We start from the raw sequence: 20661 nt of genomic DNA on the forward strand, positions 1-20661 counted from the left end.
GCCGCTAGCCGCGGAGCCAGGCGTAGGTGATCTCGGGGCGGCCCTGGCCGCCGTAGCGGGGTTCGCGGCGGACGCGACCGACGTCGGCGAGGTGCTCGAGGTAGCGCCGGGCGGTGACGCGCGACATGCCCTCGCTCTCGCCGACCTCGGTCGAGGACACGGCCCCGGAGGCCGTGCGCACGCGCTCCGCCACGGCCTGCAGCGTCTCGTCGCTCAGGCCCTTCGGCAGGGTCGGGGCAGCGATGGTCCGAAGTGTGCCCAGCAGCGCGTCGACCTCGGACTGCGTCGCCTCTCCCGCCGCGCGATCCAGGCCCTCGACGTAGGACCGGTACGCCTCGAGACGCTCGCGGAAAGCGGCGAACGCGAAGGGCTTGATGAGGTACTGTACGACGCCGATCGAGACCGCCGCGCGCACGGTCGCGGCATCTCGAACCGCGGTGACGGCGATGATGTCAACGCGAGACCCCATCGCGCGCACGCGTCGGGCGACGTCGAGACCGGTGCCGTCGGGCATCGTCATGTCGAGAAGGACGAGGTCGATACGGCGCTCGGGATCGCTCAGGGCGGTGAGCGCCGCGCGGGCTCCCGCGGCATGACCGGCGACCTCGAAACCGGGCACTCGAGCGACGTAGGCGGAATGCAGCTCCAACGCCAGCGCGTCGTCGTCGACGACCAGCACCCTGATCACGGCGCCACCTCCTCGGCGACGGCGGGAAGGAAAACGCGCACGGTCGTGGGGTCCTCCACCACCTGCAGCGTGCCGCCGTGCGCCGCGACGATGTCGCGCACGAGGGCGAGACCGACACCGCGGCCTCCGGCGGAGTGCGCCGGCTTGGTCGACGCGCCGAACGCGAAGGGATCGGCGAGCGCGGGGTCGAACCCGGTGCCGCTGTCGGACACCTCGAGCACCACGTCGCCTCCGCCTGCGCGAAGCGCCGCGTGCACCCAGCGGGGTTCGGCGCCGGCCGCCGCGGCATCCAGAGCGTTGTCGACGAGGTTTCCCACCACCGTCACCGCCTCGGCCGCGGGGAGCGGAAGCGCCGGCGCCGGCTCGGCGACGTCGAGGTCGAGGTGCACGCCGCGCTCGGCGGCCTCGTCGAGTTTGCCCAGCAGCAGGGCGACCACCACGGCGTCCTCGTCGTCCGAGACCAGGCGGTCGGCGAGCTCCTGACGTTCGCCGGTCGAGGCCACGATCAGACGGCGGGCTTCGTCGATGCGCCCGAGCTCGAGCAGGGCCAGCAGCGCGTGCAGGCGGTTGCCGTGTTCGTGGGTCTGCGAACGCAGGGTGTCGCTGAGCGTGCGGACGCCCTCGAGCTCGCCGAGCAGCGCCTGCAGCTCCGACCGGTCGCGCAAGGTCATGACCCGACCGCGTTCCGGAGCGCGCCGGCCCGCCAGATCGCGCGCCTCCTCCTGGTTGACCAGCAGCACCCGCTCCCCGTTGACGACGGTTTCTTCGACCATGCGTCGACCGCTCGCGATGGCCTCGGCGAGACCGGCGTCCATCTCGATCTCGCGGGGGTCGAGCGATACCTGCCCCGAGCGGGCCGGGGGCAGGCCCAGCAGGTCGGCGGCCTCGTCGTTGTAGAGCACGATGCGCCCGGCGCGGTCGGTGACCACGAGCCCCTCGCGCAGTGAGTGCAGCACCGTCTCGTAGCTCTCGACGAGACGCGACAACTCGGCGGGCGTGTACGAGCCGGTCACGCGTCGTGCGCTCTGTCGGACGTAGAGGGCTCCCAGTATCCCCATGCCGACGATGGCGGCGGATGCCAGGACGATCAGCGGTGCGCGAGCGGCGAGGTCCTGCTGCACGGCGCCGAGCGTGACGCCGACGGCGACCAGGCCCACGATGTCGCCGCTCTCGTCGCCCCCGTCGCGGATCGGGACGATGGTGCGCACCGAGGGCCCGAGGGTTCCGTCGTAGACCTCGGTGTGCGTCTGGCCGGCAAGCGCCTCCGATCGCGAACCGAGGTACTGCTCGCCGATCTCGGACCTGTTGCGGTGGGTGAGACGGATGCCGTCGGGCGTCATGATCGTGACGAACGACAGGTCGGCGTCGGGGAGGATCTGCTCGACCATCGGCTGCAGGGCGCCGGAGTCGCGCCGCACGACCAGAGCGGCGACGTCGGGCTCGTGCGCGAGGGTCTCGGCGACGGAGCGGGTGACCTTCTCGGCCTCGCGCTGACCGGAGTCGCTCAACTGCACCGACAGCAGCGCCGCCAGCACGCCGGCGACGAGCACGACGACGCCCAGGGACACCAACGCCAGGCGTCCACCCACGCTCAGTCTCATCACCACGCCCTTCTCGCGCTTGCCGTGAACAATACGACCACAAATCGCCGACGCGTCCGGCGTCGATCAAAGTCGTCACATCGACCGGCGCCCCCGCCGGACTCAACAAAGGCGTTAGAAAAGGGGAAGTCGCTCATGGCACTCTCACTCCGCACCACACGCGACGGCAGGCCGCGTAAGAAGATCGACCGCAACCACTGGCTCTACATCTCCGTCATCGTCGCGGTCGTGGCCGGTGTCATCGTGGGCCTGGTCGCCCCGCAGTTCGCCACGGCCCTCGAGCCCATCGGCAAGGGCTTCGTCAGCCTCATCAAGATGATGATCGCCCCGGTCATCTTCTGCACGATCGTCGTGGGAATCGGCTCGATCGCCAAGGCCTCCACGGTCGGCAAGATCGGCGGCCTGGCGATGGTCTACTTCCTCGTCATGTCGTCGTTCGCCCTGATCATCGGCCTCGTCGTCGGCAACATCATCCACCCGGGCGAGGGACTGAACATCGCGGGCGCCCAGTACGACGCCCCCGCGGCCGAGGCGACCTCCACCCAGGAGTTCATCCTGGGCATCATCCCCACCACGTTCTTCTCCGCCTTCACCGGGGGCAGCATCCTCCAGGTGCTGTTCATCGCCCTTCTCGTCGGCTTCGCCCTGCAGGGCATGGGCGAGCGCGGCGCGCGCATGGTCGAGGGCATCCGTAACTTCCAGGTGCTCGTCTTCCGCATCCTCGGCATGATCCTGTGGCTCGCCCCCATCGGCGCCTTCGGTGCCATCGCCGCCGTCGTCGGCAAGACCGGGTTCCAGGCCGTGATCAGCCTCGGCATCCTGATGGGCGCCTTCTACATCACGTGCTTCCTCTTCATCGCCGTGGTGCTCGGCACGCTGCTGTACGTCGTGACCCGCGTCAACATCTTCACGCTGATGAAGTACCTGGGCCGCGAGTACCTGCTCATCGTCGGTACCTCGTCGTCCGAGGCCGCTCTTCCCCGCCTCATCGCCAAGATGGAGCACCTCGGTGTCTCGAAGCCCGTCGTGGGCATCACCGTCCCGACCGGGTACTCCTTCAACCTCGACGGCACGGCGATCTACCTCACGATGGCCTCGCTGTTCATCGCCACCGCGATGGGCTCGCCCATGTCGATCGGTGAGCAGATCGGTCTCATGATCTTCATGATCATCGCCTCGAAGGGCGCGGCCGGCGTCACCGGCGCCGGTCTCGCCACCCTCGCCGGTGGTCTGTCGGCCTACCGCCCCGACCTGGTCGACGGCGTCGGCGTCATCGTCGGCATCGACCGCTTCATGTCCGAGGCCCGCGCCGTCACCAACTTCACGGGCAACGCGGTGGCCACGATGCTCATCGGCGTGTGGACCAAGCAGTACGACGGCCAGCGCGTCCGCGAGGTGCTCGCCGGCAACATCCCCTTCGACGAGAGTCTGATGACCGGCCACGACCACTCGGCGACCCCCGCGGCGGATGCCAAGGAGCAGGCGTCGGCGGAGGCCGGCACGGGTCCCGCGGCCACCGTCGACACGCAGTCGCTCGACGCCTTCCGCGCTCAGGCGGAGGCGGAGACGGCGGCACGGGGTCGCTCGTGACCCTGACGCACGACACCTCGGCGGGGGCGGCTTCGGCCGCCCCCGCCCCGGCGCGTGTCGATCTCGCGCGCACGTGGATGCTCCGCTCGCCGCTGGCGGGCGGTCTCGAGACCGCGGCCGACGTGCTCGTGATCGACCTCGAAGACGGCCTCCCCGCGGGGCGCAAGGCCGAGGGCCGGGACCGCGCTCGGCGGGCCGCTGTCGATGCCCCGGTGTGGTTGCGCATCAGCGCCGCCGGAACGCGCGACGGAGAAGCCGATCTCGCGCTGGGCCGTGACCTCGACGATCGCCTGGCCGGGGTCGTCCTGGCCATGTGCGCCGGTCCCGACGACGTGGCTCACGTCGCGGCATCCCTTCCGGCCGGCACCCCGATCGTCGCGATGGTCGAGTCGGCCGCGGCGCTGCTGGCGGCACCGGCCATCGCCGCCCACCCCGCGACCCGTCGCCTCGCTTTCGGCACGGGCGACTTCCGTCGCGACACCGGGATGACCGCCGACCGCATCGCGTTGTCGTGGCCGCGCGCCCAGCTCGTCGTCGCCTCGGCCGCGGCGGGTATCGCGGGACCCATCGACGGCCCGTGCGGCCCGGTCGAGCAGGCTCGGGATGCCGCGCTCCACGCCGTCGCGATGGGCTTCACCGGCACGCTCGCGCTGAGGGATGCCGCCATTCCCGGCGCCCACGCCGGCTTCACACCCGCACCCGCCGACGTGGAAGCCGCCCGGTCGCTGCTGTCGACGACCCCCGATGGTCCCGTCGACGGCTCGTACGCGCCGGCACTCGCTCGGGCCCGGGCGCTGCTCGAGCGCGCGGAGGCGCTGGCAGCTCTCTGACGGCGCGGCGGGTCCGCGCCCCCCCACCGCCCCGCGACATCGCACGGTCCTCCGAGACGACGCGGCGTTTACATGCCGAAGCGGGTGCGCAGGCGCAGATCGTGTAATCCAGACGTCAGCCGGGGAAAGCGACGCCGGTCAGGAGCGCCGGAACCAGCGCCGCCGTCGTTCCGGCGCCGCCCGTGCCGCCGCCTCCACGCGTGCGCGACGTCGTTCGATCCAGGCCGCCACCTCGGCCTCGACGTCCACCGTCGGCGTCACCACGGGCGGGCCGCCCTGGAGCTGCCGCCGAGCCTCGACCACGCGGCGGTTGAAGTCTTCGACCGCCTCGCGCACCTCGGGTTCGCGGGCGATGGCATCCAGTCGCTCCGCCAACTCGGCGTGCTCGACGCGCAGGGTCAACGCCGGAGGGCCGAGACCGGTGAGCTGTTCGGTCTCGATCTTGCGACGGATCCACCAGTCGGGGTCGTGCGAGCTGCCGAGGTCGGGGAGGGGCTTGCCGGCGCCGGGGAGGTTGTCGAACTCGCCGCGGCGGATCGCCTGTTGGATCGAGGTCTCGACGAAGGCGGCGCGCTCGGCAGCGGTCGAGCCCCGCGAGGGTCCCTCGGGTTCGGCGGATTCGGGCGCGAGACCGGCCTCGCGCAGCTGCCGGTCGAGCCGGTAGCGTTCCGCGGCCTGGCGGGCGTCGTCGCTCACGCGGCCTCCCGTCCGTCACGCTCCAGCCGGGCCAGTCGCAGCCGCGCCATGTCCTGGGCGCGGGGGCCCGAGCCCAGCGCGCGCTCCGTGACACGCAGGATCACGCGAGTCAGCGTCAACACGGGAAGAGGCCAACGCCGCACCCCGAGCATCTTCCGGTAACGACGGGGGATGGTTGCCACCGCTGCGGCGAACAGCACGCGGTAGGACAGACCCATGAGCCCGGGGAACGGCGGCTTGCGCAGGAACTTCACCACGTCGGCCACGCGTTCGTCGCCGCGCAGCTCGCCACGGTCGGCGAAGCCGTCGATCTCGGCGCGGAGATCTCGTCTGGTGAGGGGCGGGTCGACGACCCGCATGAGTCGACCGGCGGTGGCCCAATCGGAGACGTACGCGTCGGGTCCGCCGGGAATGGGCGTGCGCGACACCTCGTGTCCGGCGAGGAACGCGTCGGTGAAGGCGAGGTGCACCCATCGGACGAGGTCCGCCGCCTCGGCGGTGTACGCGCGTTCGCTTCCGTCGCCGCCGACGTACTCGCCCTTCACGCGGCGGTGAAACCTCCCTACGCGTGCGGTCTCGGCATCCGCCTGCGTCCTCGACCCGTACGTCAGCGTGATGACCCAGCGCACGGTGCCGGTGAGGCGACCGATCGGATCCTCGCGATAGCGCGACCAGTCGTGCACGCCGGCGAGCGCTCCCGGGTGCAGGGCCTGGAGAAGAAGGGCCCGGATGCCGGCCACGAGCGTGCCCATCCCGGCGTGCACGGTCCACGCGGGGCCGTTCTCGACGAAGTAGCCGGTGTCGTCTCCATCGGCGATCGCGCGGACGTAGGGGGCCATGCCGGTGGGATCTCCCGCGAGAGCGACGAGGATCTTGCCGCGCAGCGACTGGATCCAGCCGGGAGCGGAAGAGGAGGCGTCTATCGTCACCCTTCCAGCGTGCCACCGTCTGAGCGGGTGGGCTCCGTGAGAGGGATCAGTGTCCCTCGTGCGAGATGACGGGAACGGTGCCGTCGTCGCGCAGGAGGACGGCGTTCTGCGTGGCCCCGAGAGCGGGGGTGACGACCACGGCGATGACCGCAGCGGCGACGAGCAGTCCGACGACGCTCATCGGCTGGGCGGTGCGCGTCGGATTCGGACCGCGGCTCACTCGGCGAAGATGAACGGCCGCGGTGGCACCCACGACGACGAGCAGGGCGCACGCAGCCGTGACGCCGAGGATGCTCGTGTGAGCGGGAGCTGCGAACATCAGGCCCGCCGTGAGGGCGAGGGCGACGAGCGCTCCCGCCAACGTGATGCGGGGGACGACGAGACGGCCCGTCGACAGTGTGGCCGCTCCCCACGCGAGGCAGGCCAGACCGAGGACCACCATCCCGATCCCGAGGCCGCTTGCGACGGCCCCGGAATCGGGACGGATGATGGCACCCGCGCCGAGGGCGGCGGTGATGAGACCGGCCCCCCACGCGGATACGGAGGGCCACGACCTCACGAAGGTCGCAGCAGTCATGCTCAGACCGCCGCGGTACGCGGGACGTTGCGCTCGGTGCCGAGGCCGACACCCAGCAGCACGACGGCGCTGGCGAGGTGGAGGAAGTGGTCGGGCACGTTCAGCGCGAGGATGTTCGCGGCGGTGCCCACGAGGAAGAAGCCCACGATGCCGAGGAGCAGGTAGACGGCGCCGACGGTCGTGTTGACGCCCTTCGCTGCGCGAGCGTTGGCGAGACCGGCGACCAGCAGTGCGGCACCGATCAGGAGGTGGGCGATGTTGTGGAGCGGGTTGACCTCGAAGATGCCGAGGAGTAGTCCGCCCTGTGTGGCGATGAAACCGACCCCGCCGGTGACGGCGAAGCCGAGCAGACCGACGAGCAGGTAGACAGCGCCGAAGACGGTGGCCACGAGACGGTTGGGTGATGAGCTCATGATGAACCTCCCAGAGTGTTGGCAGCGACCGTCCGGCCGCCTCATCACATCTTCGGAGACAACGCTCGATTCGGATTGGGCTTTGCGCACACCTGGGTGTTTCCTGTATGCATCCGGAAATGACAGAAGGCCCCCGAGTACTCTCCGAGGCCCTCCGCAACGAAACCGACCATAGGCAGTCCCGCCGCGCGGATGGAGGGGATTGCATTCGGGTCGTTGTTCACTTAGAGGCGAAGCTCACCTGAGCGATCGACGCGCCCCGGACGATAGCCTGGACGGGGAGGTCACGTGGGGCGCACGAAGGAGGCCATCGCCGAGGGGCTGTCGATCGCGACAGCCGCGGCGCGGCTCGCCGTGCGCAACCGGATCCTCGTCGACACCATCGCCCGCGGGGGCCACTTCGACGGCGAGGTCTTCGCCGAGCTGGCCCGCGAGACGCTGCGCTCCCTCGCCGACGAGCAGGACCAGGCGGCGGAGCGGGTCACCCATCAGCGCAAGCGCGCGTGGGGCCGGTTCTCGGATTCGTCGGGCACCCACGATTACCGCGACCGTGACACGCGCAACCTGCGTCGTCGTGCCAAGCAGTCCCGCGGTGTCGCCAAGGAGCTGCGCGCCCTCGCCGACGATCCCGAGCGGGTCAAGGTCCTGGTCGCCGACGCCCGTATCGCGGCGTGGGGCGACGTCGAGGCGAACCTCAGCCAGCGTCTCGACGTCGAGGGCATGACCGCGGACGCCGATCCGGATTACGCCCGAATGCGCAAGGCGCGCATGGACGCGCTCCGCATGGTCGACCTCGCGCGTCTCGCCTCGCAGGCGAAACGTCGAGCGAAGGACCGGGCTGCTGCCGACGAGGCGGGGGCGACGAAAGATTCACCCGAGCCCGAGACGCACAAGGGCGGCAAGAAGAAGAAGTCCGCCGCGCGCTGACCCCGGTTCCGCGCGCGCCCGGGGTAGCCTCGGTGCCAACGGAAGGCGGATGCCATGGCACGACGACGATCGGGACGCGCGAAGCGCGTCGCTCGGCCGGGGTACGCCCTGGTCGCGGTGAGTGCACGCGACGCGAACGGCTTCGTGCACCACTACGACGAGATCGAGACGCCGCTCGGTTCCCTCCACGAGGCCGTCGCGATCCTTCAGCTGCACTCGACCGCGATGGATGCGGCTCATGCGGAGGAGGCGGCCTCGGCCTGAGGTCCTGCGGACCGGCCGGGTCACCGGCATCCGGACAGAGAAAAAGCCCCGGCGGAATTTCTTCATGCCGGGGCTTCTCTTACTGTCTCAACACAGTGTGCGCCCGAAGGGACTCGAACCCCTAACCTTCTGATCCGTAGTCAGATGCTCTATCCATTGAGCTACGGGCGCAGGGCCTCCGCGCGAAACGGCGCGCAGGCCGTGGTCCAGCATAGCCGGACCCATCGGAGACGTCTAATCGGCCCGGAACGGCGTGCATCCCGGGCGTGGCGCAGTGGTGACGAGCAGGTGTCGCGACGGGGCGCGACGTACGCTGGCCGCATGAGCGCATACACCTCCGCGTTCGAGCTGTTCTCCATCGGGATCGGACCCTCGAGCTCCCACACCGTCGGCCCCATGAAGGCCGCCCTCCATTTCGTCGCGAGACTCGAGGATGCCGGCGTCCTCGAGCGGGTGGCATCCGTCTCGTGCGCGCTGTACGGCTCGCTCGGAGCGACCGGCATCGGCCACGGCGCCCCCGACGCGGTCGTCGCGGGCCTGCAGGGGCTGGACCCCGAGACCGTCGATCCGGATGCCGTCCGGCGGGCGTGGTCGGACTGGCCCGAGGGGCAGAGTCTGGCGCTCTCGGGCCGGCACGAGATCCCGTTCGGCAAGACCGACATCGCCCTCGAGCCGCGCACCCGACTGCCCGGCCACCCGAACGCGATGACGCTCGTCGCGCGCGACGGGGACGGCGCCGTCGTTTCGGAGGACACGTTCTACTCGATCGGCGGCGGCTTCATCCGTCGCGAGGGCGAGCCCGCGCGCGTGGCCGCGACACCGGTGCCGCTCGACTTCGACGACGCGGCGACCCTCATCGAACTGTGCGACGAGCGCGGCATCACGATCGCCGAGGCGGCACGCCTGAACGAAGCCGCGCTCCGCTCCGACGAGGAGATCGCGGCCGGGTTGGATCGCATCTGGGATGCCATGGCGGCGTGCGTGAACGCCGGGCTCGAGAACGATGGTGTGCTGCCCGGCATCCTGAAGGTGAAAAGGCGAGCCGCGGTCATCCGGGGCCAGCTTGATGCCATCGAGGCCGAGGGGCACCGAGAGCTTCCGGGGGAGTGGCTGGGCGCTTTCGCGCTCGCGGTCAACGAGGAGAACGCGGCCGGTGGGCGCGTCGTCACGGCCCCCACCAACGGTGCCGCGGGGATTCTGCCCGCGGTGGCGATGTACTGGTGGCGGTTCTTGGCCGACTCGGGTCTCGGTGCCGGCAACGCGGTCACGCCCTACGGCGAGCTCGTGGGTAGTGCGCTGCTCGGCTACGACGGGCACGCGGTGACGCGCGGGGAGGTGGCGGAGTGGGACGACGGCGACGTGGAGGAGGCCAATCGTCGGCGCGGCATCCGTCGGTTCCTGCTCACCGCGACGGCGCTGGGTTCGCTTTTCAAGGCGAACGCCTCGATCTCGGGCGCCGAAGGCGGGTGTCAGGCCGAGGTCGGCTCAGCCTGCGCGATGGCCGCGGGGGGCCTCACCGCGGTGATGGGCGGGACGAACCGGCAGATCGAGAACGCCGCCGAGATCGCGATGGAGCATCACCTCGGGCTCACCTGCGACCCGGTGGGCGGTCTCGTGCAGATCCCCTGCATCGAGCGCAACGCGATCGCGGCGTCCACGGCTGTGACGGCGGCGCGGCTCGCCCTGCGCGGCGACGGGTCGCATTACGTGTCGTTGGACGCCGTCGTGGAGACGATGCGTCAGACCGGCATCGACATGTCGACGAAGTACAAGGAGACCAGCGAGGGCGGCCTGGCGGTGAACGTCATCGAGTGCTGAGGCGCCGGCTCGGGGTCAGTCTCGCCCGCGCAGCTTGGCGGTGAGGGTGTGCAGCTGAGCGAGCTCGTCGTTGTCGAGGCGGGCCATGCGCTCGGCGATCGAGCGACCGTGCGCCGCGGCGAGGCGGCGGAAGGCGACGGCCCCGTCCTCGGTGGCGGTGACCAGGGATCCGCGGCCGTCCTCGGGGTCGGCGCACTTGGTCAGCAGGCCCCGTGACACCATGCGCTCGACCAGGCGCGAGACGCTGGGCTGGCTGATGAGCATGTTGCCGGTCACGTCGCGCAAACGCGCCGTCATGCGGGGCGCCCGCGTGACGGTGAGGAGCACGTCGTACTCGGCCTGGGTCAGTTCGGTGCTGTCGAAGTCCGACCGGATGTCTTCGAAGACTTCGTGCTGAGCGCGAAAGAGGCTCTCCCAGGCCTGCACGGCGAGACGGCGATCGGTCATACGTTCAGCGTAGGGCCGTCGGCGACCCGTTCGCCGCGCGTGCCGAGCAAGAGTAAGGGCCGGTCGGAGAGGCTTCCGACCGGCCCTTGTCCCTGCACCAAGAGTGTCCTGCAATCACATGTCGGTAGCTGCCACAGCAAAACAACTACCGTGCATGCACTCTATAACGGTGAGGTAACGGAGGGGAAGAGGCTGTCGTTATATTTTCGTGATCACTTTCGAGCGGTCCGACCTCAGCGGCCGCGCACGTGATTCCACTGCGTGATGACCTCGGAGCCGTGCTCGAAACCGAGCTCACTGACGGCGGAGGTTCCCAGCACGAAATACCGGCCGCCCGCGGCCGTCAGGCCCAGCCATGTGCCGGCGAGGGCGCGGAGGAAGTGCGCGTGCGAGAACACCAGCACCTGTTCTCCCGCGCGCACGCGCGGGCGCAGGTCGTCGAGAAGGGATTCGGCGCGAGCCGTGACCTGTTCCACCGTCTCGCCCGGGGTGGCGCCGGCGGGGGCGCCCGCCTGCCAGATCGTCCACGGGCGGCCCAGCTGCTCGACGATCTCCGGCGTGGTCAGTCCCTCGTACGCGCCGTAATCCCACTCGACGAGGCGCGGCTCCGGCTGCGCGTCGGGGTAGCCCGCACGACGGGCGGTCTCGACGGCGCGCTGCAGGGGGCTCGTGAGCACGAGGTCGTAACGGCGGGTCGCCAGGAGGGTGCCCGCCAGCTCGGCCTTGTAGGCGCCCGTCTCGGTGAGGGGGATGTCGGTGAGGCCGGTGTGCTTGCCGGTGCGGCTCCACTCGGTCTCGCCGTGGCGGACGAGCACGAGGCGCCCGTCGGGTTCGGTCAGATCGTCGTCCTTCACGTCTTCATCCTGCCTCGTGAGCGCCCGCGCGGGGCATCCGCGGGCGCGGAACGGACGAAGGGCCGGTCGGGAGATTCCCGACCGGCCCTTTCCTGCACCAGAGTGTCCTGCAATCACATGTCGGTAGTCGCCACAGCAAAACAACTACCGTGCGAGCACTCTATAACGGTGAGGTAACGGGGTGGAAGGGGTTCGTCGGCGTTCATTTCTCTTTCATAGGTCGCGCTCGTGGCGGCCCCTTCTCCCCAGCTGCGGCGTCTCGCGATTCCTCCCCGCAAGGCCTCTTGTGGCCCCGAGGATGTCGGAGGTGCTCGCTAGCATGCACACATGCACTCGCCGACGCCCGATCCCGCCGAATCCGCGGGTTCGAGCGTGCGCGAGGCACTCGTGGCCGAGGCCCTCGCTGCCGATGCCGCCCTCGCCGCGGCCGAGGCTCGACGCACGCGGGCATATGCCGCTCTCGGTCAATACGGTCTGACGCGCGCCGCCGAGCAGAGGGCGTCGGTGCGGGCGTCCGACATGGCGATGAGAGAGATCGCGTCGGAGGTGGCCGCGATGAAGCACCTCTCCGACCGGACGGTGCAGACGCACATCGGTCGCGCGCTGCAGCTCGTCGACGACTACCCGACGGTCGTCGACGCCTGGGAGGCGGGTGCGCTCACCCGAGCCCATGTGCGTGTCGTGACGGATGCCGGAGCCGCCCTCCCCGAAGATCGTGTGCCGGAGTTCGACGCGCTCGCCGCGAGGCTGGCCGCCGAGCTCAGCCCCGGGCGGTTGCGCTCGCGGTTGGCCGCGCTCGCCGAGAAGCTCAACCCGACGACGCTGACCGAGCGGCACCAGCGGGGCCGCGAGACAAGGTGCGTCCGCGTGGTGCCGGGCGTGGACGGCATGTCCGACCTCATCGCGACCCTTCCTACCGTGCTCGCGGTGGGGATCTACGACCGGCTGACGCTGCAGAGTCGCGCTCTGATCGACGCGCGAGAAAGCGGCGGGCTGCCGGGTATGAGCGGCGCGGCGGCGGCCGGGCTGCCCGCCGGGTCGGCCGCAGATGCGACCGCCGTGCCGTCCTCCGGGCCCGCCGCCGCGGCATCCGCTCTCGACGAACGCACGACCGATCAGCTGCGCGCCGACATCCTGGCCGATCTGCTCCTCGCCGCCGCTCCGGTTGCCGACCCCACGCGCTCCGGGGACGGCCCCGGCGTACTCGGCGCGATCCGCGCCCGCGTGCAGGTCGTCGTGCCGGCTCTGTCGATGCTGCGGCCCGACGACGAAAACCTCGACCCCGCGGAACTCGTCGGTCACGGTCCCATCGATGCCGAGACCGCCCGCAGCCTCGCCGCATCCACGACCGTTCCGTGGGACCGTGTCATCACCCACCCGATCTCGGGATGCGTGCTCTTCACCGACACGTACCAGCGGTCTTCGGCAATCGACCGCCACCTCCGCGCCCGCGACCGGCGCTGCCCGTGGCCCGGTTGCGCCGTTCCCGCCGTGCGGTGCGAGGTCGATCACACCATCGATTGGGCGTCGGGGGGAACCACTCGCGTCGACAACCTCGCCCACCTCTGCCAACGGCATCACTCGCAGAAGCAATTCACCCGCTGGAAGGTGACGCAGAGAGCGGGCGGCATCCTGGAATGGACCTCTCCGTCCGGTCGTGTCTACGCGGACGAACCTCTGCCGTACGCGCCCGCCGTGCGATTTCTGCCCGACGATCCCTCGCCGCCCGACGACGAGCCAGCTCCGTTTTGAGAAGTGCCGTCGAACTCGCCCTGGGCCAGCGGGCGCGACCAGGCCATCTCGCGCTCGAGCTGGCCCGTGCTCCGGAACAAGCGCACCTGATGGGTGTCAGCCAGCACCGCGGCCAGGTCGTCGCGATCGGCGGGGTGAAATCCCACGCTCTGCCAGAAGGGCCCCGAACGACGGCTGAACAACCATGCGCGCGAAGCCCCCTCCTCGGCGGCCCGCGCGAGAGCGAAGCGTGCCAGGCCGGTGCCGCGGCCCCGAGAACGCCCTTCCGGGATGACCGCCACGCTGCGGATGAGGGCGTGACGGCCGTCGCCGCTCAGCTCGTACCCGGTGCTGCCGACCACGGCGCCGGCGGGGTCGCGCTCGACCCACAGGCGGACGCCCGCCGCATCGAGACCGCTCAGGGTGAGATCGACGCCCCCGAGGAAGTGCGTCAACGCTCCGACGTCATCCGGTCGGCACCGTTCGAGGCTCATTCTCCGAGTCAATCAGCCCTTCCGCCGAGCGCGAACCGCGCGCCGCCCGCCTGGGAGGATGGGACCGTGACCCACGACATCCGCCTCATCGCCGTCGACATGGACGGCACCCTGCTCGACGGCGAGGGGAACGTCCCCGCGCCCCTGTGGGAGCTCCTGCCGCGGCTGGCGGAGCGCGGCGTCGCCTTCGTTCCCGCCTCGGGGCGGCAGCTCGCCACACTGCAGCGCTCGTTCGGCGACGCGGCCGGCGAGATGACGTTCATCGCCGAGAACGGTGCCTACGTCGTGAGCAAGGGCGTCGAGGTGTCATCCGACACCATCGATCGCGAGATCGTCGAGCGCGTCATCCGGCACCTTCGCGACCTCGTTCTGCGGGGGTTCGACCTGGGCGTCGTGCTGTGCGGAAAGCGTTCGGCGTACATCGAGCGCAAAGACGATGACTTCCGTGCCGAGGCCGACACGTACTACGCGGCTCTCGAAGCCGTCGATGACGTGCTCGCGGTCGACGACGACGTTCTGAAGATCGCGATCTACGATTTCGCCGTCGCCGAGCACAGCGTCGCGCCCGCCCTCGAAGAGGTCGCCCGCACGCACCGGGTCGTGGTGTCGGGGCGCCACTGGGTCGACATCATGAACCTCGACGTCGACAAGGGTGCGGCCCTGCGCCGCCTGCAGCACGCGCTCGACGTGACGCCTGCACAGACGGCCGCGTTCGGCGACTACCTGAACGACCTCGAGATGCTGGATGCCGCGGACTGGTCGTACGCGATGCGCGAGGCCCACCCCGAGGTCGTCGCCCGCGCCCGCTACCGCGCTCCCTCGAACCTCGACCACGGCGTGCTCACCACGATCGACCAGCTGTTTCCTGACGCCTGAGCGCAGCGAAACGACGGGCGCGGGCCGCAATACGCAGGACGATGTCGACCGGGACGACGTCGACCGCCATGATGACCTCTGAGGTGCGCGGGGGCGCACCCGAACGGCGACATCGGCGTCGCCGCGACACAGGGGGAAGAACATGACGCAATCGAGCCTGCCCGCAGCCGGGTGGTATCCCGCCGCGCATGCGAACGGCGAGCAGAGGTACTGGGATGGCGCTGCGTGGCTCGAACCCACCGCTCCCGTGCCGACGCCCAGTCCAAAGCAGGGCTTCTTCATCCGGCCGGTGACGCGGCGCACGGGAGTCATCGTGGCCGGCTCCACGCTGGTGCTCGGACTGCTGATCGGCGCAGGCATGGGGTCGACTACCTCGCAGACGCAGGTGGCATCCCTGGCATCCGAGGTCTCCTCGCTCAAGACCGAGGTCACCGAGGCCACCGAGACCGTCACCGACGCGAGCGCCGACGTCGAGGCCGCTGCCGAGCAGGTCGCGGCGGCGAAGGCCGAGGTCGAGAAGGTGAAGGGGCAGTTGACCGCCTCGAGGTCCAAGATCACCGAGATGGAGACGGCCGCCACCGCGGCACAGGCCGAGCTCGACTCGCGCGCCTCGCAGATCGCAGACCTGCAGGGGAAGGTGTCGGCGCAATCGGCACCCGCACCCGCACCGGCTCAGCCGGTCGCCCCGCGCACGGTCCCCTTCAAGAACTGCAGCGAGGCACGCGCCGCCGGAGCGGCCCCCGTGCACCGGGGGGATCCGGGGTACGGCACGAACCTCGACCGGGACGGTGATGGGATCGGGTGCGAGTAGACACCTCCGACGCCTGAGCGCTCAGACTCCCGACGCCTCCAACGCGGCCGCGAGGTCGGCGAGGAGGTCGTCGGAATCTTCGAGCCCGACCGATAGGCGCAGGTGCCCGTACCGCCGGAACTCCTCCGGGTAGGTCGCCGTCCGCGGCCCGTCGGCGGCGGTGTGCACGATCAGACTGTCGTCGTGTCCGAGTGAGAAGCCCGAGGTGATCAGTCGCAGGTGCGCGACGAAACGGTTCTGCGCCTCGGGCCCGCCGTCGATGGCGAAAGCCAGCATTCCGCCGTACCCCCGTCCGCCGAACTGGCGTCGTGCGATCGCATGCCCCGGGTGGGACTCGAGCCCCGGGTAGGCGACGAACGCCACCCGCGGGTCGGCGTCGAGGAACGCGGCCACTCGCTCCGCCGACGAGAGGTGCTGGCGCAGGCGCAGGGGAAGCGTGACCGAGCCGCGCTCGATCATCCACGCGTTGAAGGGCGAAATCACCCCGCCGACGTCGACCATCGCGTCGGCCTTGATCGGCTCGATGAGCTCGGATCTTCCGATCACCGCCCCGCCCATCGCATCGCCGTGACCGTTGATGTACTTCGTCAGCGAATGCACGACCAGGTCGGCGCCGTCCGCCAGCGGCCGATAGAACGGCGGCGGAGTGAAGGTTGAATCCACCATGAGTAGGGCCCCGGCGGCATGGGCGATCTCGGCGACGGCCGCGACATCGGTCACCTTCGTCGTGGGGTTCGCGATCGCCTCGACGCACACGAGCCGCGTCTCGGGCCGCATTGCCGCGCGGACGGCATCCGGATCCGAGATGTCGACGAAGGTGGCCCGGATGCCGTAGCGCCGAGGAAGCAGTTCCGTCCAGAGCCGCCAGGTGGCTTCGTAGACGACATCGCTCACGACGACGTGATCACCCGCGCTCACGTGGGTGAAGAACACCGCGTGGAGCGCGGCGACGCCCGAGGCGAGAGCCACGGCCTCTTCGCCGCCCTCGAGGGCGGCGAGCTTGCGCTCGAGGGCGAGCTGGTTGACGCCCGTGTTGCGCGTGTAGAGCCCGGGGGCGGTCGCCGACCAGCTGATCTCGCTCGGATCCTCGGGCAGCTCGTACGAGTTCGACATGACCAGCGGAGTGCGCAGTGCCCTCGTGCTGTCGAGCTGCTTCCCGCCGTGGACGGCGAGGCTCGCCTCGGCGAGGGTGTCGCTGTCAGTGCGGTCGGGGCGATCCGCCATCTCCTGTCCTTCCTGCGACACCTGCGAACACGGTGCGCGCGCCTGGATCAGCGTAGCCAGCGGTCATGAACTACTCTGACCTGCGGTCGCCCGAAACACGCGGGCTCGACGACGAATGCGAGAAGCCCCATGAACCGACCCTCGGGTCCCTCCGTCGAGACCGCCGGATCGTCCGAGCCGCGGCAGCTCCGCCGGGCGATGAGCGCTCGGCACCTCGTCATGATCGCGCTCGGCGGTGTCATCGGGTCGGGGCTGTTCCTCAGCTCGGGATACACGATCGCGCAGGCGGGTCCGCTGGGCGCCGTGCTCGCGTACCTGCTCGGCGCGTTCGTCGTGTGGCTGGTCATGGTGTGCCTGGGTGAGCTCGCGGTGACCTATCCCGTCTCGGGCTCGATCCACATCTACGCGGCCCGCACCATGGGACCCGCGACCGGCTTCGCCACGGCATGGCTGTACTGGTTGTGCTGGGTGGTCGCTCTCGGCTCGGAGTTCACGGCATCCGGGATCCTCATGCAGCGATGGTTCCCGAACGTCGACGTGTGGGTGTGGTGCGTCGTCTTCGCCGCCATCCTGTTCACCCTCAACGCGATCTCGGCCCGCGTGTTCGGCGAGACGGAGTTCTGGTTCGCCCTCGTCAAGGTGCTCGCGATCGTGGCGCTCATCGTCCTCGGCGGCATGGCGATCTTCGGCTTCACCCCGCTGTCGTCCGAGCCGCACGAGGCGGTGCTGTTGAGCAACTTCGTCACGCCCGAGGGGCTGCTGCCCGCCGGTCTCGGCGGGGTGCTCATCACCTCGCTCGCGGTGTTCTACGCCTTCAGCGGCGCCGAGATCGTCGGAGTCGCGGCGGGGGAGACCAAGGATCCGGCCCGCAACATCCCCCGAGCCCTGCGTTCGACCGTGCTGCGCTTGCTCGTGCTGTTCGTCGGCTCGATCGTCGTCATCGCCGCGCTCCTTCCGTACGACAAGGCGGGAGTGAGCGAGAGCCCGTTCGTCGAGGTCTTCGACATCGTGGGCGTGCCCTACGCCGCCGACATCATGAACTTCGTCGTCATCACCGCCCTGCTCTCGGTCGGCAACAGCGGGCTGTACTCGTGCGCGCGCATGCTCTTCTCCCTCGCCGAAGAGGGGTACGCGCCGCGCGCCTTCACGAAGCTCACGCGCCGTGGCATCCCGATGGTGGCGCTGCTGGTCAGCCTCGCGATCGGACTGGTGTCGCTCGTGACGAGCGTCGTCGCCGCCGAGACGGTGTACATCGTGCTCGTCTCGATCGCCGGCTTCGCGGCGGTGGCGGTGTGGATGGCGATCGTCGCCGCGCAGTTCTTCCACCGGCGCCAGTTCCTGCGCGAGGGCGGCGACCTGTCGACCCTCGCCTACCGCACGCCGATGTACCCGCTGGTGCCGATCCTCGCGTTCGCGCTGCTCACCGCGTCGATCGTGGCGATCGCATTCGACCCGAACCAGGTCGCGGCGCTGTACTTCGGCATCCCGTTCGTGGGCCTGTGCTACCTGTTCTTCTGGCTGCGGTACGGACGCAAGGGCCTCGCCCCCACGCGCCGCGACGAAGAGGCGCCCCTCGCCTGAGTCGAGACGGGCTGTACGCGGCGTCTAGTCCGCCCGCTCCCGAGCGCCGGAATGGCGGATGCCGGGACCCCGCCGCCCGCAGTAGCGTCGCCGCAACACCGAGCACGCGGGAGGGCCCATGGAAACCGTCGATACCGTCGTGGTCGGGGCGGGGGTGTCGGGGCTCGCCGCCGCTCGCCTGATCGCGCGGGGTGGACGCCGGGTCGTCGTGCTCGAGGCCCGCGACCGCGTGGGCGGACGCGTCTTCACCGACCGCTCCGGCGGGCACGTCACCGACCGCGGCGCCTCGTGGATCCACGGCATCGTCGACAGCCCGGTCGCCGAGGCCGCCCGAGCCTTCGGCATGCCGATGGTCGAGTTCACCGTCGGCGGGTACCAGCCCGATTCCCGGCCCCTCGCCTACTTCGACGCCCGCGGAAAGCGACTCGGCTCCGAGGCGGTGCGGCAGTACGCCGCCGATATCCGCGCGCTCAACGCGACGCTGATCGAGGTCATCGGCCGGGCGGAGCCCGAGGCGACCTATGCCGAGGCGGTCGAGCGGGCTCTCGCCGCGCAGGACTGGACGGACGAACGCAAAGAACGCGTGCGCGAGTACAACGACCGCCGGGCCCAGGAGCAGTACGGCATCGGGATGAGCGAGCTCGGTGCGCACGGCCTCGACGACGACACCGTCAACGGCGACGAAGTGGTCTTTCCCCGCGGCTACGACGAACTCGCGACCCATCTCGCCGCGGGCCTCGACGTACGCCTGGAGCACGTCGTGTCGCGCGTCCAGCGTTCGAGCGCCGGCGTCGTGGTCGAGACGGATCGCGGAGCCTTCTCGGCGCGCGAGGTGGTCGTGACGGTCCCGGTCGGAGTCCTTCACGCGGGCGATCTGTCGATCGAGCCCCCTCTCCCCGGAGCGCATCGGCGAGCCCTCGGGCTGCTTCGCATGAACGCGTTCGAGAAGGTCGTGCTGCGCTTCGCCGAACGGTTCTGGGATGCCGGGGTGTACGGCATCCGTCAGCTCGGCGACGAGGGGGAGTGGTGGCACTCCTGGTACGACCTCGGCCGGCTCCACGACGAGCCCGCTCTGCTGACCTTCGCGGCCGGTCCCGCCGCGGTCGCTACGCGCACTTGGACCGATGACGAGATCGTCGCCTCGACGATGGTCCAGTTGCGCCGGCTCTACGGCGATGCCGTTCCCGAGCCCGAGAGCGCGGTCGTCACGCGCTGGCAGGACGACCCCTTCTCACGCGGGTCGTATGCGTTCATGCTCCCCGGTTCCGTCGGAGCCGACCACGACGATCTCGCCGAGCCCATCGACGGCGTCCTGCACCTCGCCGGGGAGGCGACCTGGGGGGACGACCCCGCGACGGTCCCCGGCGCGCTGCTCTCGGGGCACCGCGCGGCGCAGAACGTGCTCGGCGCCGAGATCCCCGTCAGCGACCTCTGGGCCGAGGCCGTCAGCGCGGGTCGGGTCCCGTCGCGACCGGGAGCTCGGGATGGTTCGACCACTGGCTCCACGAGCCCGGGAACAGTCGCGGTTCGAAGCCCGCGAGGCTGAGCGCGACGGCCTGGTGCGCGGCGGTCACTCCCGAGCCGCAGTAAACGCCGACGCTCGCGCCCTCCCGGGCACCGAGCATGCGGAATCGCGACCGCAGGTCGTCGGGCGAGCGGAACCGTCCGTCGTCGCTCACGTTCTCGGTGGTCGGCGCGCTCACCGCTCCCGGGACGTGTCCTGCTCGAGGATCGATCGGCTCGGTCTCCCCGCGGTACCGCTCGCCGGCTCGCGCGTCGAGAAGGAGTCCGTCGACCGCGAATCCGGCGACGTCCTCGAGTGCGAGCGACGGCAGAGCCCCGTAGGAGAGCTCGATGGATCCGGGCGCGGGGGCTTCGGCATCCCCTTCCTCCAACCGATGGCCCGCATCGGTCCACGCGCGCAGGGCGCCGTCGAGCAGACGCACGTCGGCGAACCCGGCGTAGCGCAGGAGCCACCAGGCCCGGGCGCTCGCCATGTTCTTCGCGTCGTCGTAGACCACGACGGTGTCGCCGGGATCGATTCCCCAGCGGCGGGCCGTCGCCTGCAGGTCGTCGATGGAGGGGAGCGGATGCCGCCCCTCGGTGACGGGAGCGTCATGGTCGGCGAGGTCGTGATTGAGGGCGACGTACAGCGCCCCGGGGATGTGGCCCGAGCGGTAGTCCGGGCGCCCGTCGGGGCGGTCGAGGCGCCACCGCACGTCGAGCAGGCGGACGGGTCCACCGTCGTCGTAGCGGCCGGTGGCCAGGGCGTCGTGCAACTCTTCGGCGGTGGTGAGGATCGCGGCCATG

21 protein-coding genes and 1 tRNA gene are annotated in these 20661 nt (G+C 70.5%); 10 read left to right on the forward strand and 12 right to left on the reverse strand.

Annotation, left to right across the window (positions count from 1 at the left end):
• Positions 1-4 precede the first annotated feature (4 nt).
• Entirely contained in the window at positions 5-688 is a 684-nt protein-coding gene (locus AB6V29_RS04380) for a response regulator (protein WP_210072912.1), read from the reverse strand.
• On the reverse strand, positions 685-2289 hold the full coding sequence (locus AB6V29_RS04385) for an ATP-binding protein (protein WP_369357814.1): 1605 nt from the start codon (positions 2287-2289) through the stop codon (positions 685-687). The genes AB6V29_RS04380 and AB6V29_RS04385 overlap by 4 nt, the downstream gene beginning before the upstream one ends.
• A gap of 135 nt (positions 2290-2424) precedes the next feature.
• Between AB6V29_RS04385 and AB6V29_RS04390 the strand changes: the two genes are divergently transcribed.
• Positions 2425-3879: a cation:dicarboxylase symporter family transporter gene (locus tag AB6V29_RS04390; RefSeq protein WP_369357259.1), complete on the forward strand. Its 1455-nt coding sequence runs from the start codon at positions 2425-2427 to the stop codon at positions 3877-3879.
• Positions 3876-4709 carry an aldolase/citrate lyase family protein gene (locus AB6V29_RS04395; RefSeq protein WP_267788110.1) on the forward strand — a complete coding sequence of 278 codons (834 nt, stop codon included), beginning with the start codon at positions 3876-3878 and terminating at the stop codon, positions 4707-4709. Before AB6V29_RS04390 ends, AB6V29_RS04395 begins: the two co-directional genes overlap by 4 nt.
• A gap of 138 nt (positions 4710-4847) precedes the next feature.
• Here AB6V29_RS04395 and AB6V29_RS04400 read toward each other — a convergent pair whose 3' ends face one another.
• From AB6V29_RS04400 to AB6V29_RS04415, 4 genes are read right to left on the reverse strand one after another with little or no spacing between them, the layout of a single operon-like run.
• A complete protein-coding gene (locus tag AB6V29_RS04400; RefSeq protein ID WP_369357262.1) occupies positions 4848-5405 on the reverse strand; it encodes a DUF1992 domain-containing protein in 558 nt (185 codons plus the stop codon).
• The gene (locus tag AB6V29_RS04405; protein ID WP_369357263.1) at positions 5402-6334 is read right to left on the reverse strand and encodes an oxygenase MpaB family protein; all 933 of its coding nucleotides are present in this window, start codon (positions 6332-6334) and stop codon (positions 5402-5404) included. Before AB6V29_RS04405 ends, AB6V29_RS04400 begins: the two co-directional genes overlap by 4 nt.
• A 46-nt stretch (positions 6335-6380) precedes the next feature.
• Positions 6381-6911 (reverse strand): hypothetical protein, encoded by a 531-nt coding sequence (locus AB6V29_RS04410; protein ID WP_267788104.1) that lies wholly within the window; start codon positions 6909-6911, stop codon positions 6381-6383.
• Positions 6912-6913: 2 nt separating this feature from the next.
• The gene (locus AB6V29_RS04415) at positions 6914-7324 is read right to left on the reverse strand and encodes a DUF4383 domain-containing protein (RefSeq protein WP_103205818.1); all 411 of its coding nucleotides are present in this window, start codon (positions 7322-7324) and stop codon (positions 6914-6916) included.
• A 288-nt stretch (positions 7325-7612) separates the two neighbouring features.
• On the opposite strand from AB6V29_RS04415, the gene AB6V29_RS04420 reads away from it, so the two are divergent.
• A complete protein-coding gene (locus tag AB6V29_RS04420) occupies positions 7613-8251 on the forward strand; it encodes an asparagine synthase (protein ID WP_210072924.1) in 639 nt (212 codons plus the stop codon).
• A gap of 54 nt (positions 8252-8305) precedes the next feature.
• On the forward strand, positions 8306-8515 hold the full coding sequence (locus tag AB6V29_RS04425) for a hypothetical protein (RefSeq protein WP_307313154.1): 210 nt from the start codon (positions 8306-8308) through the stop codon (positions 8513-8515).
• 98 nt (positions 8516-8613) lie between these two features.
• On the opposite strand, the gene AB6V29_RS04430 is transcribed toward AB6V29_RS04425, so the two are convergent.
• Positions 8614-8686 (reverse strand) — tRNA-Arg (locus AB6V29_RS04430).
• Positions 8687-8836: 150 nt separating this feature from the next.
• Between AB6V29_RS04430 and AB6V29_RS04435 the strand changes: the two genes are divergently transcribed.
• Positions 8837-10333 carry an L-serine ammonia-lyase, iron-sulfur-dependent, subunit alpha gene (locus tag AB6V29_RS04435; RefSeq protein WP_369357266.1) on the forward strand — a complete coding sequence of 499 codons (1497 nt, stop codon included), beginning with the start codon at positions 8837-8839 and terminating at the stop codon, positions 10331-10333.
• Positions 10334-10348: 15 nt separating this feature from the next.
• Here the strand turns inward: AB6V29_RS04435 and AB6V29_RS04440 are convergent, their stop codons facing one another.
• On the reverse strand, positions 10349-10780 hold the full coding sequence (locus tag AB6V29_RS04440; protein WP_210073036.1) for a MarR family winged helix-turn-helix transcriptional regulator: 432 nt from the start codon (positions 10778-10780) through the stop codon (positions 10349-10351).
• Positions 10781-11013: 233 nt separating this feature from the next.
• Positions 11014-11634, reverse strand: a complete 621-nt coding sequence (locus AB6V29_RS04445) for a histidine phosphatase family protein (protein WP_267788099.1) — start codon at positions 11632-11634, stop codon at positions 11014-11016.
• A 327-nt stretch (positions 11635-11961) separates the two neighbouring features.
• Between AB6V29_RS04445 and AB6V29_RS04450 the strand changes: the two genes are divergently transcribed.
• Positions 11962-13386, forward strand: coding sequence for a DUF222 domain-containing protein (locus AB6V29_RS04450; protein WP_369357268.1), 1425 nt, complete (start codon positions 11962-11964; stop codon positions 13384-13386).
• Here the strand turns inward: AB6V29_RS04450 and AB6V29_RS04455 are convergent.
• The gene (locus AB6V29_RS04455) at positions 13296-13859 is read right to left on the reverse strand and encodes a GNAT family N-acetyltransferase (RefSeq protein ID WP_369357270.1); all 564 of its coding nucleotides are present in this window, start codon (positions 13857-13859) and stop codon (positions 13296-13298) included. The two genes, AB6V29_RS04450 and AB6V29_RS04455, sit on opposite strands and share 91 nt — an antisense overlap.
• Positions 13860-13925: 66 nt before the next feature.
• On the opposite strand from AB6V29_RS04455, the gene AB6V29_RS04460 reads away from it, so the two are divergent.
• Entirely contained in the window at positions 13926-14735 is an 810-nt protein-coding gene (locus tag AB6V29_RS04460; protein WP_369357272.1) for a Cof-type HAD-IIB family hydrolase, read from the forward strand.
• A 142-nt stretch (positions 14736-14877) separates the two neighbouring features.
• Positions 14878-15546, forward strand: a complete 669-nt coding sequence (locus AB6V29_RS04465) for an excalibur calcium-binding domain-containing protein (RefSeq protein ID WP_369357274.1) — start codon at positions 14878-14880, stop codon at positions 15544-15546.
• A gap of 21 nt (positions 15547-15567) precedes the next feature.
• On the opposite strand, the gene AB6V29_RS04470 is transcribed toward AB6V29_RS04465, so the two are convergent.
• Complete coding sequence (locus AB6V29_RS04470) at positions 15568-16770, reverse strand: PLP-dependent aspartate aminotransferase family protein (RefSeq protein WP_369357276.1); 1203 nt, start codon at positions 16768-16770, stop codon at positions 15568-15570.
• Between the two features lie 129 nt (positions 16771-16899).
• Here AB6V29_RS04470 and AB6V29_RS04475 point away from each other — a divergent pair, with 129 nt between their 5' ends.
• Both AB6V29_RS04475 and AB6V29_RS04480 read left to right on the forward strand, forming a co-directional pair.
• A complete protein-coding gene (locus tag AB6V29_RS04475) occupies positions 16900-18351 on the forward strand; it encodes an amino acid permease (protein WP_369357277.1) in 1452 nt (483 codons plus the stop codon).
• 118 nt (positions 18352-18469) lie between these two features.
• Entirely contained in the window at positions 18470-19897 is a 1428-nt protein-coding gene (locus AB6V29_RS04480) for a flavin monoamine oxidase family protein (protein ID WP_369357278.1), read from the forward strand.
• On the opposite strand, the gene AB6V29_RS04485 is transcribed toward AB6V29_RS04480, so the two are convergent.
• Positions 19797-20660, reverse strand: coding sequence for a sulfurtransferase (locus AB6V29_RS04485; protein ID WP_210073049.1), 864 nt, complete (start codon positions 20658-20660; stop codon positions 19797-19799). The two genes, AB6V29_RS04480 and AB6V29_RS04485, sit on opposite strands and share 101 nt — an antisense overlap.
• Between the last annotated feature and the right edge of the window lies 1 nt (position 20661).

Origin of the sequence: Microbacterium sp. 20-116 (genome assembly GCF_041079415.1) — a bacterium.
GTDB lineage: Bacteria > Actinomycetota > Actinomycetes > Actinomycetales > Microbacteriaceae > Microbacterium.

Excerpts from the sequence above, each read along its gene's own strand:
- AB6V29_RS04385 (WP_369357814.1), bottom strand. The coding sequence starts at position 2,289 with ATGAGACTGAGCGTGGGTGGACGCCTGGCGTTGGTGTCCCTGGGCGTC.
- AB6V29_RS04390 (WP_369357259.1), top strand. The coding sequence starts at position 2,425 with ATGGCACTCTCACTCCGCACCACACGCGACGGCAGGCCGCGTAAGAAG.
- AB6V29_RS04410 (WP_267788104.1), bottom strand. The coding sequence starts at position 6,911 with ATGACTGCTGCGACCTTCGTGAGGTCGTGGCCCTCCGTATCCGCGTGG.
- AB6V29_RS04415 (WP_103205818.1), bottom strand. The coding sequence starts at position 7,324 with ATGAGCTCATCACCCAACCGTCTCGTGGCCACCGTCTTCGGCGCTGTC.
- AB6V29_RS04425 (WP_307313154.1), top strand. The coding sequence starts at position 8,306 with ATGGCACGACGACGATCGGGACGCGCGAAGCGCGTCGCTCGGCCGGGG.
- AB6V29_RS04435 (WP_369357266.1), top strand. The coding sequence starts at position 8,837 with ATGAGCGCATACACCTCCGCGTTCGAGCTGTTCTCCATCGGGATCGGA.
- AB6V29_RS04440 (WP_210073036.1), bottom strand. The coding sequence starts at position 10,780 with ATGACCGATCGCCGTCTCGCCGTGCAGGCCTGGGAGAGCCTCTTTCGC.
- AB6V29_RS04450 (WP_369357268.1), top strand. The coding sequence starts at position 11,962 with ATGCACTCGCCGACGCCCGATCCCGCCGAATCCGCGGGTTCGAGCGTG.
- AB6V29_RS04455 (WP_369357270.1), bottom strand. The coding sequence starts at position 13,859 with ATGAGCCTCGAACGGTGCCGACCGGATGACGTCGGAGCGTTGACGCAC.
- AB6V29_RS04465 (WP_369357274.1), top strand. The coding sequence starts at position 14,878 with ATGACGCAATCGAGCCTGCCCGCAGCCGGGTGGTATCCCGCCGCGCAT.
- AB6V29_RS04470 (WP_369357276.1), bottom strand. The coding sequence starts at position 16,770 with ATGGCGGATCGCCCCGACCGCACTGACAGCGACACCCTCGCCGAGGCG.
- AB6V29_RS04475 (WP_369357277.1), top strand. The coding sequence starts at position 16,900 with ATGAACCGACCCTCGGGTCCCTCCGTCGAGACCGCCGGATCGTCCGAG.
- AB6V29_RS04480 (WP_369357278.1), top strand. The coding sequence starts at position 18,470 with ATGGAAACCGTCGATACCGTCGTGGTCGGGGCGGGGGTGTCGGGGCTC.
- AB6V29_RS04485 (WP_210073049.1), bottom strand. The coding sequence starts at position 20,660 with ATGGCCGCGATCCTCACCACCGCCGAAGAGTTGCACGACGCCCTGGCC.